16 protein-coding genes are annotated in these 16459 nt (G+C 72.1%); 3 read left to right on the forward strand and 13 right to left on the reverse strand.

Going from position 1 to position 16459, the window contains the following annotated elements; translation table 11 throughout:
• Positions 1–836, forward strand: an 836-nt coding sequence (locus ABZ646_RS21030) for a glycosyltransferase (RefSeq protein ID WP_360520833.1), incomplete at its 5' end; no start/stop codon positions are given.
• A 17-nt stretch (positions 837–853) separates the two neighbouring features.
• Here ABZ646_RS21030 and ABZ646_RS21035 read toward each other — a convergent pair.
• Entirely contained in the window at positions 854–1525 is a 672-nt protein-coding gene (locus ABZ646_RS21035; protein WP_360520836.1) for a hypothetical protein, read from the reverse strand.
• Between the two features lie 68 nt (positions 1526–1593).
• On the opposite strand from ABZ646_RS21035, the gene ABZ646_RS21040 reads away from it, so the two are divergent.
• A complete protein-coding gene (locus ABZ646_RS21040; RefSeq protein ID WP_360520839.1) occupies positions 1594–3624 on the forward strand; it encodes an O-antigen ligase family protein in 2031 nt (676 codons plus the stop codon).
• Positions 3621–4520: a glycosyltransferase family 2 protein gene (locus ABZ646_RS21045; RefSeq protein WP_360520842.1), complete on the forward strand. Its 900-nt coding sequence runs from the start codon at positions 3621–3623 to the stop codon at positions 4518–4520. Before ABZ646_RS21040 ends, ABZ646_RS21045 begins: the two co-directional genes overlap by 4 nt.
• Before the next feature lie 12 nt (positions 4521–4532).
• Here the strand turns inward: ABZ646_RS21045 and ABZ646_RS21050 are convergent, their stop codons facing one another.
• The 12 genes from ABZ646_RS21050 to ABZ646_RS21105 form a co-directional block, all read right to left on the reverse strand.
• Positions 4533–5210, reverse strand: coding sequence for a class I SAM-dependent methyltransferase (locus ABZ646_RS21050; RefSeq protein WP_360520844.1), 678 nt, complete (start codon positions 5208–5210; stop codon positions 4533–4535).
• Between the two features lie 42 nt (positions 5211–5252).
• The gene (locus ABZ646_RS21055) at positions 5253–6065 is read right to left on the reverse strand and encodes a glycosyltransferase (RefSeq protein ID WP_360520847.1); all 813 of its coding nucleotides are present in this window, start codon (positions 6063–6065) and stop codon (positions 5253–5255) included.
• A complete protein-coding gene (locus ABZ646_RS21060; RefSeq protein WP_360520850.1) occupies positions 6062–7174 on the reverse strand; it encodes a hypothetical protein in 1113 nt (370 codons plus the stop codon). The genes ABZ646_RS21055 and ABZ646_RS21060 overlap by 4 nt, the downstream gene beginning before the upstream one ends.
• Positions 7175–7178: 4 nt before the next feature.
• The gene (locus ABZ646_RS21065) at positions 7179–8735 is read right to left on the reverse strand and encodes a lipopolysaccharide biosynthesis protein (RefSeq protein WP_360520853.1); all 1557 of its coding nucleotides are present in this window, start codon (positions 8733–8735) and stop codon (positions 7179–7181) included.
• Positions 8698–9573 (reverse strand): Wzz/FepE/Etk N-terminal domain-containing protein, encoded by an 876-nt coding sequence (locus tag ABZ646_RS21070; protein WP_360520856.1) that lies wholly within the window; start codon positions 9571–9573, stop codon positions 8698–8700. The genes ABZ646_RS21065 and ABZ646_RS21070 overlap by 38 nt, the downstream gene beginning before the upstream one ends.
• Positions 9574–9624: 51 nt before the next feature.
• Complete coding sequence (gene wecB, locus ABZ646_RS21075; protein WP_360520859.1) at positions 9625–10755, reverse strand: UDP-N-acetylglucosamine 2-epimerase (non-hydrolyzing); 1131 nt, start codon at positions 10753–10755, stop codon at positions 9625–9627.
• Positions 10756–10758: 3 nt separating this feature from the next.
• Positions 10759–12018, reverse strand: coding sequence for a nucleotide sugar dehydrogenase (locus ABZ646_RS21080; protein ID WP_360520862.1), 1260 nt, complete (start codon positions 12016–12018; stop codon positions 10759–10761).
• Positions 12018–12788 carry a WecB/TagA/CpsF family glycosyltransferase gene (locus tag ABZ646_RS21085; protein ID WP_360520865.1) on the reverse strand — a complete coding sequence of 257 codons (771 nt, stop codon included), beginning with the start codon at positions 12786–12788 and terminating at the stop codon, positions 12018–12020. Before ABZ646_RS21085 ends, ABZ646_RS21080 begins: the two co-directional genes overlap by 1 nt.
• On the reverse strand, positions 12785–13954 hold the full coding sequence (locus tag ABZ646_RS21090) for a hypothetical protein (RefSeq protein ID WP_360520868.1): 1170 nt from the start codon (positions 13952–13954) through the stop codon (positions 12785–12787). The genes ABZ646_RS21085 and ABZ646_RS21090 overlap by 4 nt, the downstream gene beginning before the upstream one ends.
• A gap of 281 nt (positions 13955–14235) precedes the next feature.
• Complete coding sequence (locus ABZ646_RS21095; RefSeq protein WP_360520871.1) at positions 14236–14835, reverse strand: acyltransferase; 600 nt, start codon at positions 14833–14835, stop codon at positions 14236–14238.
• A complete protein-coding gene (locus ABZ646_RS21100; RefSeq protein ID WP_360520874.1) occupies positions 14832–15143 on the reverse strand; it encodes a hypothetical protein in 312 nt (103 codons plus the stop codon). Before ABZ646_RS21100 ends, ABZ646_RS21095 begins: the two co-directional genes overlap by 4 nt.
• On the reverse strand, positions 15140–16207 hold the full coding sequence (locus ABZ646_RS21105) for a glucose-1-phosphate thymidylyltransferase (RefSeq protein WP_360520877.1): 1068 nt from the start codon (positions 16205–16207) through the stop codon (positions 15140–15142). The genes ABZ646_RS21100 and ABZ646_RS21105 overlap by 4 nt, the downstream gene beginning before the upstream one ends.
• Positions 16208–16459: the final 252 nt, after the last annotated feature.

Here is a 16459-nt window from a genome sequence, read left to right on the forward strand (position 1 = left end):
CCGGCCGTACCTACAACGAGGGCCTGATGGAGTGGGCCGACGGAGACTACGTCGCCCTCCTGTCCGCCGACGACCGGCTGGTGCCGGGCGCGCTGGTCCGCGCCGCCGCGCTCCTGGACGCCCACCCGGAGGCGGGGTTCGCCTATGGGCGTCCGCTGCGCTTCCAGCACGGCGGGCCCCTGCCCAAGGCCCGTACGCACAGCACCGGTTCGGTCGTCTACCCCGGCCAGTGGTGGCTGGAGCGCCGCTTCCGCGAGGGCACCGGCTGCATCACCTCCCCGGAGGTCGTCGTCCGCACCGACCTCCAGCGCACGGTCGGCGGCTACGACCCCGCCCTGCCGCACGCCGGTGACATCGAGATGTGGATGCGGCTCGCCGCCCACGCCGACGTCGGTTACATACGCGGCGCCGACCAGGCCTTCTACCGCGTGCACGGCAAGAACATGTCCACCGTCGACTTCGGCGGCCAGCTCGACGACCTGCGCCAGCGCCTGGTCGCCTTCGACTCGGTGCTCACCAAGTGCGGCCACCGGCTGCCGCACGCCGACCGCCTGGCCGAGCAGGTCCACACCCGTCTCGCCCGCTACGCCCTGCGCCGTGCCTACCGGGCCTACGACCGGGGCCGTACCGACGTCGTACCCGTCGAGGAGTGCGTGGCGTTCGCCGAGGAGTGCCTGCCGGGGTACCGGACGCTGCCCGAGTACCGCGCGCTGAGGCTGCGCAGACGGATCGGGCCGAAGGCGATGCCGTACCTGCAGCCACTGGTGTGGTCGGCCGTGGCCGAGCGCGGCCGGGAGGCGCTGTGGTGGGAGTCCTGGAAGCGCCGCGGCATCTGATGGGCCGTCAGCTCCGTTCAGCCCGCGACGGGGAGCCCGCCGGCGGGGCGGACCGGTTCCGCGAGACCGCCCGCCCCGGCCCTGCGGCGCCGCGCGTACCGGTCCCACCAGAGCGCCACCACGATCCCGCCGACGCCGCCCAGCAGAGCCGTGCCGGCCAGGGCCCGGGTCCTGGTGCCCTGCACCGGCGCCGCGCTCGCGGCGACCAGGACCGAGGCGCTGATCCGCGCCTGGGGGGCGACGCCCTCGGCGGCCTGAAGATCCGTCACGTGCCGGGTGTACACGTCGATGACCCGGCTCACCGCGGTGTCGGCGTCGACGGCGGCGGAGCGCTGCGCCTGCACCTGGACCGAGGGGATCAGGTAGCGCGGTGTCGCGCTGGTGCCGCTGTTGCGCGGGATCAGCTGGTACGTCCCGTGCACCCCGGCGGCGGCCAGCTCCCTGCGTCCGGCGGGCGACTCCAGCTGCTGGATCACGCCGTACGACAGGGTGGCGAGCGGCGGTTGGAGATTCGTCAGCTGGTTGGGCTGGTTGCCGGTCACGGGTGGTTTGAGCACGATCACCGCCGAACTCAGGTACCGCGGTGCGGGATGCAGCACCTGGTAGGCACCGGCCGCCGTCAGCACGAGCGCGAACAGCAGCACGTACCACCGGCGGAGCAGCGCTTCGGCGACGTCACGAGGCGACACGGGGATTCCTTCCGTCGTCACCGATCCTCGCAGGCGCCGGGGCGAACCGCCACCAAAAGGGAGATCTCATGAGCCTCGCCGACCTCTTGGCGATCATGCGCAGGCGCTGGTACTTCATGGTGCCCCTCACCCTGCTCAGCCTGCTCGCCGGCGGATACCTGTACCGCACCATCCCGGTGTCCTACCAGTCGCAGAGCTCCGTCACGCTGCTCGACTCCACGGCGATCGCCGACATGGCGCCCACCTTCGGCAACCCGATCTCGAACGCGGGCGGTTCGCTGGTCGTCACGGCCGACGTGCTGATCAGGACGCTCCAGTCCGGCGACTCCGCGAAGGAACTGCGCTCGCGCGGCGTCACGGACCCGTACACGGTCGGCTTCGCCGCGCAGTCCGACAGCCCGCTGCTCACCCTGGGCGTCACCGGGACCGACCGGGCGAAGGTGCTCCGCGAGACCACCACCCTCACCGATTTCACCGGGGAGCAGCTGAAAGCCCTCCAGGCCGCCTCCAGGGTGCCGAAGGGGTACGCGGTGCAGACCGCGCCGGTCGTGCTGCCGCAGACCCCGGTCTCGCAGTCGAAGAGCCGCTACCAGAACATCGCGGCGGTCCTCATCGCCGGGACGGTCGGCGCGTTCCTGCTGTCCATCCTGGCCGAGGGCGTCGCGGTGGTACGCCGCCGGGGACGCGCCCTGGCCGGATACGTGCCCCGGCGCCACCGCGCGAGCCCGCCCGAGCGGCCCAGGGGACTGCTGGTGCGCAGGCTGGACGCCACGACGATCCTCAGCGGCTACCTGGTGCTGGCCTTCTTCGTCCCCTCGAACCTCACCCTGCCCGCGCTCGGCGGGGTCGGCACCCCGGCCAACGTGTTCGCCCTGCTGGGACTCCTCTGGTACCTCGCCACCTGGCTCGGCGGCCGCATCCTGCCGGCCAGGGACACCAGGCTCCCGCGCGTGGCCATGTGCGTGCTCGCGGCGGCGGTCCTGCTGTCGTACCTCGCGGACGCGACCCGCGAGAGCTCGCACGAGGAAGTGCTGGGCGCCGACCGGGGCCTCATCGGACTCGGGGTGTGGACGGCGCTGGTGGTGCTCTCCTCGGCCGGCATCCAGGAGCGCAGCCGCCTGGACACCCTGATGCGCCGGATCGTCGTGCTGGGCACGGTGGTGGCCCTGATCGGCTACTACGACTTCTTCGCGGCCACCAACATCGCGGACTCCGTCCACATCCCGGGCCTGCACTCCAGCACGGCCGGGATCAGCACCATGGACCGCGGCTCGTTCACCCGGCCGCGCTCCACCACGTCCCATCCGCTGGAGTTCGGCGGCATGCTCGCCATCCTGGTCCCCTTCGCCGTCCACCAGGCCTTCGACCCGGTGCGCCGGCACGCGGGCGCGCTGCGCCGGTGGGGCCCGGTGGCGATCATGGCGGGCGCGCTGCCGCTGACGGTGTCCCGCACCTCCATCATCGGCGTCTTCATCGTGATCCTGGTGATGGTCCCGCGCTGGAAGCCGCAGCGCCGCTGGTCCGCGATCGGTCTGATCCTGGGCTCGGTGGCCGGTTTCAAGGTGATCATCCCGGGCCTGATCGGAACCATCACCGGCCTGTTCGCCAGCTTCCTGTCCAACTCCGACAGCAGTACCCAGGCACGCACCGTGAAGTACAGCGCGATCGTCCCCTACCTGAAGGAACACCCCTGGTTCGGGCGCGGATTCGGCACCTTCACCCCCGACCTGTACTTCTTCACGGACAACCAGTACATGCTGACCCTGGCCGAAATGGGCGCCCTCGGACTGGTCGCGCTGCTCGTCCTGTTCGTCACCGGGATCCACCAGGGCGGCGCTATCCGCAGGCTCGCCCGCACCGAGTCGGACCGGGAGCTCGGCCAGGCGTTCCTCGCCTCGGCCCTGGTCGCCCTGGTCATCAGCGCCACCTTCGACGCGCTGAGCTTCCCCATGTACGCCGGGATGTTCTTCCTGACCCTGGGCGCCGGCGGCAGCTACCTCGGCTTCATCCGGCGCGAGGCGGCCGCCGCCGTCCCCGCGCCCCGTGCGGCACCCGCAGTACCCGAAGCCGGCCTTCCCCGACTCGTGGAGTCCCGATGAGCACCGTCGCCGTCGTCGTCGTCACCTGGAACAGTGCCCAGGTGCTGCCCGGGTTCCTCGCCGCGCTGCCGCACGGCATGGCCGGCCTCGACTGGCGGCTGGTCGTCGCCGACAACGACTCCGCGGACGACACCGTCGAGGTGCTGCGGACGCTGGCCCCGGACGCCGCCGTCGTCGAGACCGGCCGCAACGCCGGGTACGCGGCCGGGGTCAACGCGGCGCTGCGGGCCGCAGGGGACCACGACGCCGTGCTGGTCTGCAACCCCGACACCCGGATGCGGCCGGGCTGCGCAGCACGCCTCGTCGACAGCCTCAAGGACGGGGTCGGAATCGCCGTACCCCTGCTGTACGAGGAGGGCTCGGACACCCCGCACCGCTCACTGCGCCGGGAGCCGACCGTGCTGCGGGCGCTCGGTGAGGCGGTGATCGGCAACACCAGGGCGGGGCGCTTCCCGGCCCTGAGTGAGCTGGTCACCGCCCCCGGCGCCTACCGGAGTCCGACCCGCGCGGACTGGGCGACCGGCGCGCTGATGGCCGTCTCCGCCGAGTGCCTGGCCGCCTGCGGGCCGTGGGACGAGTCCTTCTTCCTCTACTCGGAGGAGACCGAGTTCTGCCTGCGGGCCCGCGACCTGGGGTACGCCACCCGCCTGGAGCCGACCGCCGACGCCGTCCACCTGGGCGGCGACTCCCGCGTCTCGCCCCGGCTGTGGACCCTGCTCACCCTCAACCGGGTCCGGCTGTACCGGCGTCGGCACGGCCCGCTGGCGACAGCCGCGTTCCGTACCGCCGTGCTGCTCCGCGAGACCTCACGCGCCGCCCTGGGCCGCCCGGCCAGCAGGGCGGCCGCGGCCGAGCTGGTCCGCCCGGGAGCGCTGCGCCGGGTGCCGGGACCGTGATCCGGCGGGCCGTCAGCGCGCCGGCCGCGTCCGCACCGCGATCAGCGACTTCGGCACCCCGAGCACCCGCTCGCTCAGCAGCTCCGAGCGGGGGAACAGGTAGCGCATCTCGGCGCGGGTCAGCAGCTCGATGTTGACGACGGCGTCCATCGCGGACTCGGGGCTGTCGGGGCGGCTGTGCACCAGCGGCCAGCGCCGTACCAGACGTGCCCGCGCGGCCAGCGGCAGGAACTGGAAGCCGGGGGCCACGAAGTGCGGCTCGACCGGGAAGTAGCGGTACGGCGTCTGGATCCAGTGCAGCGGGGCCAGTCGTTCCACGGCGGCGACGAACCTCCGCCGCTGGCTGTGGCCGCCGACGTGCTCGATGGTCGAGTTGGAGAAGACCAGGTCGTAGCCGCCGTCGGCGCTCAGTGCGGCGGCGGTCTCCGGGTCGGTGACGTCGGCGTTCTCGGCGGTGATCCAGTCGGGCAGTCCGGCGGGGTGGGCCTCCAGGTTGATCAGGTGGACGTGCTTCGCGCGCACGGGGGCGCGCAGCCACATCTCGGCCGTGCCGCCCAGGTCCACCACGCTCATGTTCTCGATGCCGGGGAAGCAGCGCCGGAAGCGTTCCCAGCGGGCGGTGCGGAGTTTCTCGCCCAGTGAGCCGGGGGCGTCGACGAACTTGTTTCTGAGGGCGCGGGACGGTGCCACGGGATCAACCACCTGGTATCGGAGCGGACGGCGGAGCGGGCCTCAACTGGGCTGTCGCCATTGGGTGTAGAAGCTGGCCGGGTTCATCAGGTACCGGACGGTGGGGTGCGGCACGTGACGCACCCGGTGCCTGCGCGCGTACCGGCGGATCAACTCCCAGTCCTCCCGGGGCAGCACCTCGGGGGTCCGGCGCAGCCGGCTGAAGTGCAGGGCGCGGGTGCGGCGGGCGACGAAGGCATTGGTGTCCAGGAACGCTTCGCGGGCGGCCCGGCGCCGGTCGTACGGGACCGAGAGGACGTCGTGCTCGCCGCCGTCGGGCAGCACGCGGCGCAGCGCCGTGTACACGCCGTCGGGCCCGCCGGGGGCCTGAAGGACCGCCAACGCCCGCTCCAGGTGGTCGGGTTCCCACAGGTTGTCGTCGTCGAGGAACGCCACGTACCGGGAGCGGGTGAGGCGGATGCCCACGTTGCGCACCACGCCCGCAACCCCGGTGTTGCGGGCCAGCGAGACGGCGAACAGGCGGGGATCGTCCGGCAGTTCGGGCAGCCCGGCGCCGTCGTCGACCACCACGACGACGTGATCGCGGACGGTCTGGTCCAGGGCCGAGCGGACCGCGGCCCGTAGTGCCTCGGGCCGCCGGTGGGTGGCGATCACCGTGGCGACCAGCGCCGAGGGCGGTGCGGGCAGCGCGGCGGCCAGCCGCCGGGTCTCGGCGTCCTCCGTCCGGCGCAGCCGCACCGCGCTCGGGGCGAGCAGCACCTTGTTCCTGGCCTCGAACAGCACCAGCCAGCCGAACAGCGTCTTCAGCAGCGTCCAGGGCGCCCGGGCGACGCGGCGCGCCGCGGTGGCGGTCACGAGGACGGTTCCGGCTGCACCGGGCGGCCGTCGGACAGCCGGTTGCCGCGCCACTCGTTACCGGCGCCGTCCGCGTTCCAGTGGGCGACCGTGCCGTAGCCGCCGGACGCGGGGTGGTACTGGGTGGAGAACACGTTGTCCGTGACCTTGATCCCGGTGGCGCCGGTGGCACCGCCGTAGAGGGCGTAGGCGCCGCCGGCGATCCAGTTGTGGTCGACGGTGACGTTGCGGACGACCCCGGTGTCGGCGAACAGGCCGATGCTGCCCGAGGCCCCCTGCTGCAGACCGGTCGGGTTGAGCAGGGTGTTGTGGCGGATGACCAGGTTCCCGGTGTTGCCGCCGCCGCTGATCACCGCGTTGGTGTGCTGCCATTCGCCGCTCTGGTTCACGAACGGCGCGATGTCGTGGACGTAGTTGTCGTGGATGTCGCCCTGGCCCATGGACAGGGCGTCGCCGAACACCGAGACGTCGCACCAGCCGACCTCGATGGAGCTGGTCCCCATGTTCGACACCGCGTAGTCCACGCCGCCGTTGTCCGGTCCCTTGCCGGGGACGGCGGTGATGGTGGTGTGCAGGATCCGCAGCCCCTTGTGGCCGGGGCGCAGGTTGACGCCCCACCAGTTGGCGGAGGTGATCCTCGTGTCGATGACGGTGACGTCGTCGGCGTAGATGTCGAGGGAGCCGGTGATGTCCCAGCCCCGGATGACCGTGCCGTTCTCGCGGACGGACAGGTTGCCGGTGTTGTGGGGGGTGAGCGGGATGCGCGGTCCGGTGGTGCGGGCGCCGGGGAACCCGCAGGCGGCGGGGGAGGCGCAGGCGGCCTGCGACGTCGGTTTCCCGGACGCGCCGTCGGCACCGGCCGTCGCGGTGGGGCCGGGGGACGTCCCGGGGGCCGCGGTCGGCGAGGCGGTGCCCGCTGTCCCCGGCGTTCCCGGGGTTCCGGGGGTTCCCGGCGTCCCTGTCGGTCCGCTCGCCGGGCAGGTCAGCGCGGAGTCCGGGCAGTCCGGCGGGGCGGACCCGGCCGATCCCGAGCAGGCGGTCGCGAGGACCGCGAGCACTCCCGCGAGCAGCAGTCCCGCGAACCTGTCGCGGCCGGTACGTCGTGACACGGTCTCACCTCGTGCCCTGGGCTGAGGAGCCGACGCGGACGGCCGCCCGGGGGTGTTCCACCCCGCGCAGGAAGTCACGGCTGGGCAGCACGCACACCGTGTAGCCGACCAGCGCGACGGTGGTGATGATGAGGAGCGCGAGCCGCCCGTCGCCGAGCGGAGCCCGCAGACCGAGGACGATCACGGTCATCACGGCGCCGCCCAGGAACGGCCAGGCACAGGCCCGTGCGATCCGGCCGAGGCCGATGCCGCCGCGGTGCAGGGCGACCAGGAACACGGGCACCACCAGGCCGCCCGCGACCAGGACATGACCCTGGGAGACCCCGACGATGCCGTTCAGGTGCGCGGCCACCAGGAGCACCGGGACCAGGGCCGCCAGCCACAGGCCCTGCACCAGGAAGAGCGAACGGCGTTGGCCGATCGCGACCAGGCAGTCGTAGGCCAGTTCGCCGCCGATACGGATCAGGCCGAGCGCCATCAGCCAGGGCAGCGCGGCCGCCGCGGGGACCCACCGGCCGCCGTAGACCAGCCGGATCACCGGCTCCGCCAGGCCGGCCAGCAGCACGCACAGCGGGACGGTGCCGGTGATCAGCACGCCCAGGGCACGGCTGAAGCCCCTGGCGAGCGCCTGCGGCGAGCCGGCCAGGCGGGAGAACCCGGCGAAGGAGACCCGGCGGGCGGCCTCGGAGATGATGCGCACGGGCCAGCCGGAGATGTTGAAGGCGAGCACGTAGAATCCGAGCGAGACGTTGCCGAGGGTCGCGCCCACCACCATCGTGTCGACGTTGACCACGGCCAGGGCCAGCATGCTCGCCCCCGCCAGGGGCAGCCCGAACCGCAGCAGCGCACGGGCCTGTCCCGCGTCCCAGCCGAACCTCAGGGTGCCGGGGGCCGCCAGCGCGCAGCCGATCAGCGTGACGACGTTTCCGGCCACCGCGCCCCAGGCGAAGCTCATCGCGCCCCAGCCCGCGAAGGCCAGCAGCAGCGTCACCGCGGTGCTGACCACAAAGTTGAGCGCGTCGATGATCATCCGCTTGCCCTGGGCGAACTCCCGGGTGAGGAAGCCGGCGGGGACCTGGGCCACCCCGTCGATCAGCACGCACAGGCACATCACGCGCAGGACGCCCGCGGCGTGCGGCGAGCCCAGCAGGCCCGCCACCGCCGGCGCCGTCGCGAACAGCGCCACGTACAGCAGCCCGCTGGAGAGGGTGCTCAGGGTCAGCACGGTCGGCGCGAACCGCCGGGCGTCCCCCTCCCAGCGCACGATGGCCAGGCCCACCCCCAGTTCGTTCGCGGACAGCAGGACCAGCAGCACGGTCTGGGCGATGCCGTACACGCCCCATTCCGCCGGGCCGAGGGCGAAGCGGGCCAGCAGGATGCCGGTCGCGAAGTTGCCCAGCCGCATCACGACGGTGTTGACCAGGCTCCACCGCGCCGCCGAGCGGACCTTGCGGCCGAGGGAGGGGGCGGTGACCGTCGCGTCGGGTGTCACCGGGCCGGGGGGAGCGGGCGCGTCGCTCGTCTCACCGGTCCCGCTGTCCGGTGCGCGGGCGATGTCCATGAGTCGACTCCTCGTCGAGTGGCTCGGCGGCGGACGCCACGGCCATGGCGGGCCGCGGCGGGTCGGGCTCTGCGGTGGCCGGAGCGGTGGCGGCGGACTGCGACCAACTGGGCGGCTGCCGGATGGCGAGCGTCTCCTCGACGAGCGACGTCCCGGCCGGCGCGGTGACGGCGGCCGGCTTCTCGTCGGGTCCGGCGGGTCCGGCGGGTCCGGTGGGTGCGGCCTCCGGCGACGGCCTGTGCGGCCGCTTGCGCGCCTCCGCGTAGAAGGAGGCGGCCAGGGTGAGGACCAGCCCCAGGGCCCCGGCCATGACCATGTACTCCAGCCGCGTCTTGGTCTGCGCCGCCGGGTTCTGCGGCGGCACGATCGTCGTCATCCGGATCATGGCCTTGGGGGCGACCGACTGCTGCTTCTGGAACTGGTCGAGACGCTCCTTGGCGTACGCGGTCAGGATCCTGTCCGAGGACAGCACGGAGGCCTTGTCGGTGCCGGTGACGGTGAGCCACAGCAGCGGCCCCTGCGCGTTGTCGGCGAGCTTGGCCGCGAAGGTGCCCTTGGCGCCGCGGGCCTTGAGGTCCCGCAGCGAGTCGTCGGAGTTGAGGTTGCGGGCCAGGCTGTCGGCCATGCCGGTGAGCGAGGTCTGGGTGCTGAGGAAGGGATTGCCGTCGTAGGCCAGCGTCGCCTTCTGGGAGTTCAGCAGCACCACGGTGCTCTGCGACTGGTACGTCACCGGGACCAGCACGGTCACCCCGAAGACCAGGCCGGCGGTCAGCAGCAGTCCCGGCAGCAGGACGTACCAGCGCCTGCGCAGCACCCGGAAGATCTCAGCGAGATCCATGACGGTTCCCCCTCGCGACCAGACGTTCGACGAGCATATGTTGCAAGCGGATCATATGGGGAACGTTCGATCCTTGGGCCGAGGTTGATCGGTCGGTCTCGGGCGGGAGCCGGCGGTGCCGCCGGTCAGCAGCACCTCGGCGATACGGTCGCTCGCGCGGCCGTCCCACAGGTCGGGCCGGCGCGGCGCGGGCGGCGCGTCCAGCACCGCGTGCACGGTGGCCGTGATCCGCGCGGGATCCCGGCCGGCCAGCACGTTGGTGCCCTGGTCGACGGTGACCGGCCGCTCGGTGTTGTCCCGCAGCGTCACGCACGGCACGCCCAGCGCGGTGGTCTCCTCCTGCACCCCGCCCGAGTCGGTGAGGACGACCCGGGCGGCGTCCTGCAGCGCGATGAAGTCCAGGTAACCGGCGGGCGGTACGAGCCGCACACCCCCGGGCACGTCGATCTCGGCCAGCTGGCCGGCCGCCCGCGGGTGCACGGGCAGCACGAGCGGCAGGCGGCCGGCGATCTCCCCCAGGGCCTTCAGCAGCCCCGTGAGGACCTCCGGGTCGTCCACGTTGGCCGGCCGGTGCAGGGTGACCAGGCCGAACCCGCCCTCGGCCAGCCCGTACCGGTCCAGGACGTCCGAGGCGCGGGCCCGCTCCAGGTTGGCGAGGAGCGTGTCGATCATGACGTTGCCGACCAGGTGGATCTGGTCCTCCCGGTAGCCCTCGGCGCGCAGGTTGTCGACGGCGTCGGGGGAGGGGGCCAGCAGGTAGTCGCTGACCCGGTCGGTGGCGACCCGGTTGACCTCCTCCGGCATGCTCCAGTCGCGGCTGCGCAGCCCCGCCTCGACATGGGCCAGCAGCGGCCCGGCCTTGGCGGTGACCAGGGCACAGGCCAACGTGGAGTTGATGTCGCCGACCACCACGACGACGTCCGGGGCCACCTCGGCCAGCAGCGGCTCGAACGCGGTCATCACGCGGCCCGTCTGCTCGGCGTGGCTGCCGGAGCCGACGCCGAGGAAGCGGTCGGGCGGCCGGATGCCGAGGTCGGCGAAGAACACGTCGTTCATCGCCGGGTCGTAGTGCTGGCCGGTGTGGACGAGGAGCACCTCGGCGCCCCGGGCCTCCAGGGCGTCCATCACCGGTTTGATCTTCATGTAGTTGGGGCGGGCCCCGGCCACACAGACGACTCGCATGGTTCAGAGCACCTCGATGGTGGGGCCGGACGGCAGCCGGCGGCGGCAGTCCAGGACGAAGGGGGCGTGTTCGGCGACGAGTTCGTAGTCGAAGGTGTCGTGGTCGGTGAGCAGCACGACCACGTCGGCGTCGGCCAGCTCCCGCTGGGTCGGTTCGACCCGCACCAGCCGGCTGTCCACCGGCAGGCTCTCCACGACGTGCGGGTCGGCCGCCCTGACCTGCGCGCCCATGTCGAGCAGCAGCTGGGAGATGCGCAGGGCGGGCGACTCGCGGGCGTCGCCGGTGTTCTTCTTGTACGCGAGGCCCAGCAGCAGGATGCGCGAGCCGTTCACCGAGCGGCGCCTGTCGTTGAACAGCTCGCTGATGCGCCGTGTCACGTACTCGGGCATGTGGCTGTTGATGTCGTTGGCCAGCTCCACGAACCGGAAGCTCTGCCCGAGTTCGCGCTGCACCCGCCAGGACAGGTACGAGGGGTCGATCGGCAGACAGTGCCCCCCGACACCCGGGCCGGGCGTGAACTTCATGAAGCCGAAGGGCTTGGTCGAGGCGGCGTCGATGGCCTGCCAGACGTCGATGTCCAGGTGGTGCGCGAACATCGCGATCTCGTTGACCAGCGCGATGTTGACGTGCCGGAACGTGTTCTCCAGGAGCTTGGCGAGCTCCGCCTCCTTGGGCGAGCCCACCGGCACGGTGGTGTCGACGAGTTGGGCGTAGAAGCCCTGAACTGCCTTCAGGGACGCCTCGTTGACGCCAGAGACCACTTTCGGGGTCTCCTTGAAGCCCCACACCGTGTTGCCCGGGTCGATCCGCTCAGGGCTGTACCCGAGGTGGAAGTCGGAGCCCGCGGTCAGGCCCGACCCCTCCTCCAGGATCGGGGCGAACAGCTCCTGGGTGGTGCCGGGGTAGGTGGTCGACTCCAGGACGACGGTGGCCCCGGGGCGCAGATAGCGGGCGAGGGTGACCGCCGACTCCCTGATGTAGCGCAGGTCGGGAGTGCCCTCGTGCAGCGGGGTCGGCACGGTCACCACGGCGATGTCGAAACCGCCGCAGTCCCGGGCCGCGTCGCTCGGGCGGTAGGTGCCTTCGTCCAGGGCCGCCCGGATCCGCTCGGAGGAGACGTCCTCGACGAAGGACTCACCGGCGGCGAGACTCTTGATCCGCCGGGTGTCGACGTCGTAGCCGATCACCTCGTGGCCGACCTCGGCGGCCCGGACGGCCAGCGGGAGGCCGACGTAGCCCTGTCCGACCACGACGACACGCATCAGTGACTCCTGTTCGCGGGAGCGGCCGGCGGGGCGGGGCGGAACAGCTCGCGCGCCGTCATGAGGAGGAAGGCCACATTGGTGGTGAGGTAGCGGCGGCCCAGCCGGCGCGGTTCCTGGAGCGCGCGGTAGAGCCACTCCATGCCCAGCCGCTGCCAGGACCGCGGAGCCCGCTTGGTGACCCCGGCCAGGATGTCGAAGGAGCCGCCCACGCCGTGCACCACGCGGGCGCCGGTACGGGTTCCGTACGCGGCGGTGAAGATCTCCTTCTTCGGCGAGGTCATGCCGAGGAACAGCAACTGCCCACCGCTGCGCGCGATCCCGTCCGCGATCTCCTCCTGCTCGGAGTCGTCGAAGTAGCCGTTGCGGCTGCCGGCCACCTTCAGGCCGGGGAAGCGGTCGGCCACCTGGAGCAGCATCCGCTCCAGCACCTCCTGCCGCGCGCCGAGGAAGTACACCGGGATGCCCGAGGCCTCCGCCTCCGCCAGCAGCCGCAGGAACAGGTCGATCCCGGCCACCCGCTCCGGCAGCGGGGCGCGCAGCACCCGGCCGGCCCAGACCACGGCCTGTCCGTCGGCCAGCACCAGGTCGCAGCCGGCCACGGCCCTGGCGAGCCGTTCGTCCCGCCGCATGTTGACCAGCTTCGCGGCGTTGACCACGCCGATCTCCAGCTGTCCGCCGTCCCGGACCGCCGCCAGGCAGCGCGCCACGGTCTCGTCCATCGTCAGCGGGTCGAGCTCGACCCCGAACAGCGTTCTTCGCTCGCTCATATCCGGCCCCCCTGCCAGGCGTGGAGCATCCAGCCGAATTCGTACGGCCGGCATTCACGGTCCACCGCGACCGGGCGGTACACCCGGTCCAACGACTTCAGCCGAAGGCCCGGGGCGATGCGGGTGGACAGGCCCCGGGCGGCCCGTACGGCCTTCTTCGGGTCCCCCCGGTAGACCTTGCGCCAGGTGGCGCCGAGTTCGTCGAGGATCATCGGTTCCCGGGGCCCGGAGCCGGCCAGTTCGGGAACGTCCGTCATCCAGCGCAGGCCCCTGCGGACCGCCGCGCCGAAGTCGGAACCGCCCGCGTCGGCCAGGTCGAACAGGGCCGTCGGCGCCATCGCGTGCTGGTGGACGCTGTAGACCGGATAGCCCTCCACGACACCGCCGGTGCGCGCGTCGTAGTGCCACCACCACTGCCCGCCCTCGCCCTGCAGCTCACAGATGCGCGCCGCGCACGCGTCCGCCGCGGCCAGCGCCTGCGGATCGCCGTCCCCGTCGCCACTGGCGTGCGCACGGGCCAGCGCCTGCAACGGGTACGTCTGGTCGGCGAAGCAGCAGACATGGGCCCGGTACCAGGGCAGCAGGCCGGGTCCGGTGGCGTGCGGGAACAGCGGACTGTCGCCGATCCGGGCCCGTATCAGCCGGTCGCGAGCTGCGCTGAAACGTCTCTCCACATCGACCGTGTCACGCGCCGCCGCGAGGGCGGACAGCACCCAGGCAGCCTCGACGGTGTACTGCGGACGGTCCGTGTCGTCCAGCGCCTCGACCCGGGCCAGGGCGTCGGACAGCTTGGGGTGTCCGGTCTCCGCGGCGGCCCAGGCGATGAGCGCGGAGTCGCCCAGGTTGGTCACCGCGGGCAGCGACTCGACCAGCAGCCCGGCGAACTCCTGGGCGGTACGGCCGCCGAGCACCGCGCGCTGGCGGTCCTCGGGCAGGTACTGGGCACCGAGCACGGTGATCGCCGCGTACCGGGTGCTGATCCCGCGCCGCTCCAGCGTCCAGCGGCCGCCGGGGTCCTGGTGGCCGGCCATGGTGAAGGCGAAGGCCTCACCGCCCGGCAGCAGCATCGACGGCAGCCCCGACTCGGCAACGGTGAGCAGCCGTTGGGCGAGCGCGAACAGCGGCGGGTCCGCGAGTTCGAGCGCTGCCAGGCGTGTCGTGGTCATGATCTGGGCACACCAACCCCCCTGTGGGTCCTTTATGTGCATGCTTGAGTACGCCTCGGCACAGTCGGCCGGGCGGGACGAAGAAGGCAGACGTCAGTGGTCAGCCGTCAGGACGGTCGTCGCTCCCGGCTGGAGGCGTAGCGGTCCCCACCACTCAGTAACCCCCCCTGGGCACTTATGGTTTGTGCGCTCATTGTGCTTGGTCTGCACAGTTCGCGCACATGTTATGCCACTAGATGTTCGAGGAATTGCGTTTTGCGGGAAACAGCTGAAAACAGCTGTCATGCGCGTTCGGCGAGCTCGCCGTCCTTCTCGTCGTGCAGCGCGCCCGTCTCGGGACACTCCCAGACGCCCGGCTCCCCGTCCCGCTCGACCAGTCGTACGCCGACCCGGCCCACCCAGCCGATCCGGCGCGCCGGAACCCCGGCCACCAGAGCGAAGTCCGGCACGTCCCGGGTCACCACCGCCCCCGCCGCCACCAGCGCCCAGCGGCCCACCCGCACCGGCGCCACGCACACCGAACGGGCCCCCAGTGACGCCCCCTCGGCCACCACCACGGCCACGGCCTCCCAGTCGCCTCCCCGCTTGAGCCTGCCCTGCGGATCCACCGAACGCGGGAAGTAGTCGTTGGTGAGGACCGCGGCCGGGCCCACGAACACCCCGTCGCCGAGCACCGCGGGTTCGTAGACCAGCGCGTGGTTCTGCAACTTCACGTTGTCGCCGATCCGCACGCCCGGGCCGACGTAGGCGCCCCGGCCCACGATGCAGCCGCTGCCCAGCCTCGCGTCCTCCCGGATCTGGGCCAGATCCCAGACCGTCGTTCCGTCGCCGACCGTGGCCCTGTCGTCGACCTGGGCGGTGGGCTGGACCTTGAAGTTCACCTGGTTGAACCTTTCTTCTCAGCGTGTCGGGGAGACTGCCGGCGAAGTCCGTACGGGGCACGTGGCCCAGCTCGTCGCGGATCGTGGCGCAGGGTCTGGGTGCCCGGGACGTCGGTCCGTACGAAGTCACCGGCGCCCCGGATCGAGCGGTCCGCGTGGCACCCGGCGGCGAAGTGGGCGATCCGGTCGTGTCCGGCGAGGAGTTCGCCGGCCGTCACGTCGCCCGGTCGGGCCGGACCGAGCCGCGTACGGGCGCAGTGGGAGCCGGTGAAACCGGCGGCGCCGGGCACCAGGACGCGGGCCGTCATGACGAGATCCGCACCCTGCTGTGGTCGCCGAGGACGAACCGGTGGGCGGCGGGCCTGCGGTCGGCGGGTGTGACCTCGACGTTGCGGCCGATGAGGGAGGCCTGCACCCGCCGCACACCGCTCATCGAGGAGTCGCGCAGCATGATCGAGTACTCGATCTCGCTGTCCTCGATCCGGCAGCCGCCGGCTATGGAGGTGAAGGGGCCGACGTACGAGTCGGCGATCACGGTCTCGGGTCCGACGACCACCGGCCCGACGATCCGACTGCCGGTGACCTTGGCGCCGGCCTCGATCCGCACCCGGCCGATGATCTCGCTGCCGGCGTCCACGGCGCCGTCGATCCGGCGTTCCAAGGTCTCCAGCACCGAGCGGTTGACCTCCAGCATGTCGGTGACGTTCCCGGTGTCCTTCCAATAGCCGGAGACCGTCGTGGAGCGCACGTCGCGCCCGGTGTCGATCAGCCGCTGGACGGCGTCCGTGATCTCCAGCTCGCCGCGCCGGGACGGCTCGATCGCACGGACGGCCTCGTGGATCGCGGGGCCGAAGAGGTACACCCCCACCAGGGCCAGTTCGCTCCTGGGCCGGGCCGGCTTCTCCTCCAGCCCCACCACCCGCCCCGCCGCGTCCAGTTCGGCGACGCCGAACGCGGTCGGGTTCGGCACCTTCGTCAACAGGATCTGGGCGTCCGGCTGTTCGGTCCGGAAGGCGTCGACCAGATCCGTGATGCCGCCGACGACGAAGTTGTCCCCGAGGTACATCACGAAGTCCTCGTCGCCGAGGAACTCCCGGGCGATCAGCACCGCGTGGGCGAGCCCGAGCGGGGCCGCCTGCGGGATGTAGGTGACGTCGAGGCCGAAGGCGGAGCCGTCGCCGACCGCCTCCCGGATCTCCTCGGCGGTGTCCCCGACGACGATCCCGACCTCGGTGACACCGGCCTCGGCGATCGCCTCCAGACCGTAGAACAGCACCGGCTTGTTCGCGACGGGTACGAGTTGCTTCGCCGACGTATGGGTGAGGGGACGCAAACGGGTACCTGAGCCACCAGACAACAAAAGTGCCTTCATGCGCATCACCCTACTTATGCCGGACATGCCGAAGGGGCGGAATCCGCACACTGTTGGGCATGTCCGGGACAGTCCGGCCCGCACCGGACCTTCACATGCGCGGAGATCCTGTGACGGGGAGCCCCCGGTGCGAGTGGCCGGGGCGGCATCCCGGTGTCAGCCTGGGGTTCTGGTCCAGAAAGATCGCGTAGTACCCCGTGGCTGCCCGTACCGGACTGCCGGGGCGGACCGCGGTGAAGTCGCGCATCGTCC

The sequence above is a fragment of the Streptomyces sp. NPDC007162 genome, assembly GCF_040634175.1.
GTDB lineage: Bacteria > Actinomycetota > Actinomycetes > Streptomycetales > Streptomycetaceae > Streptomyces.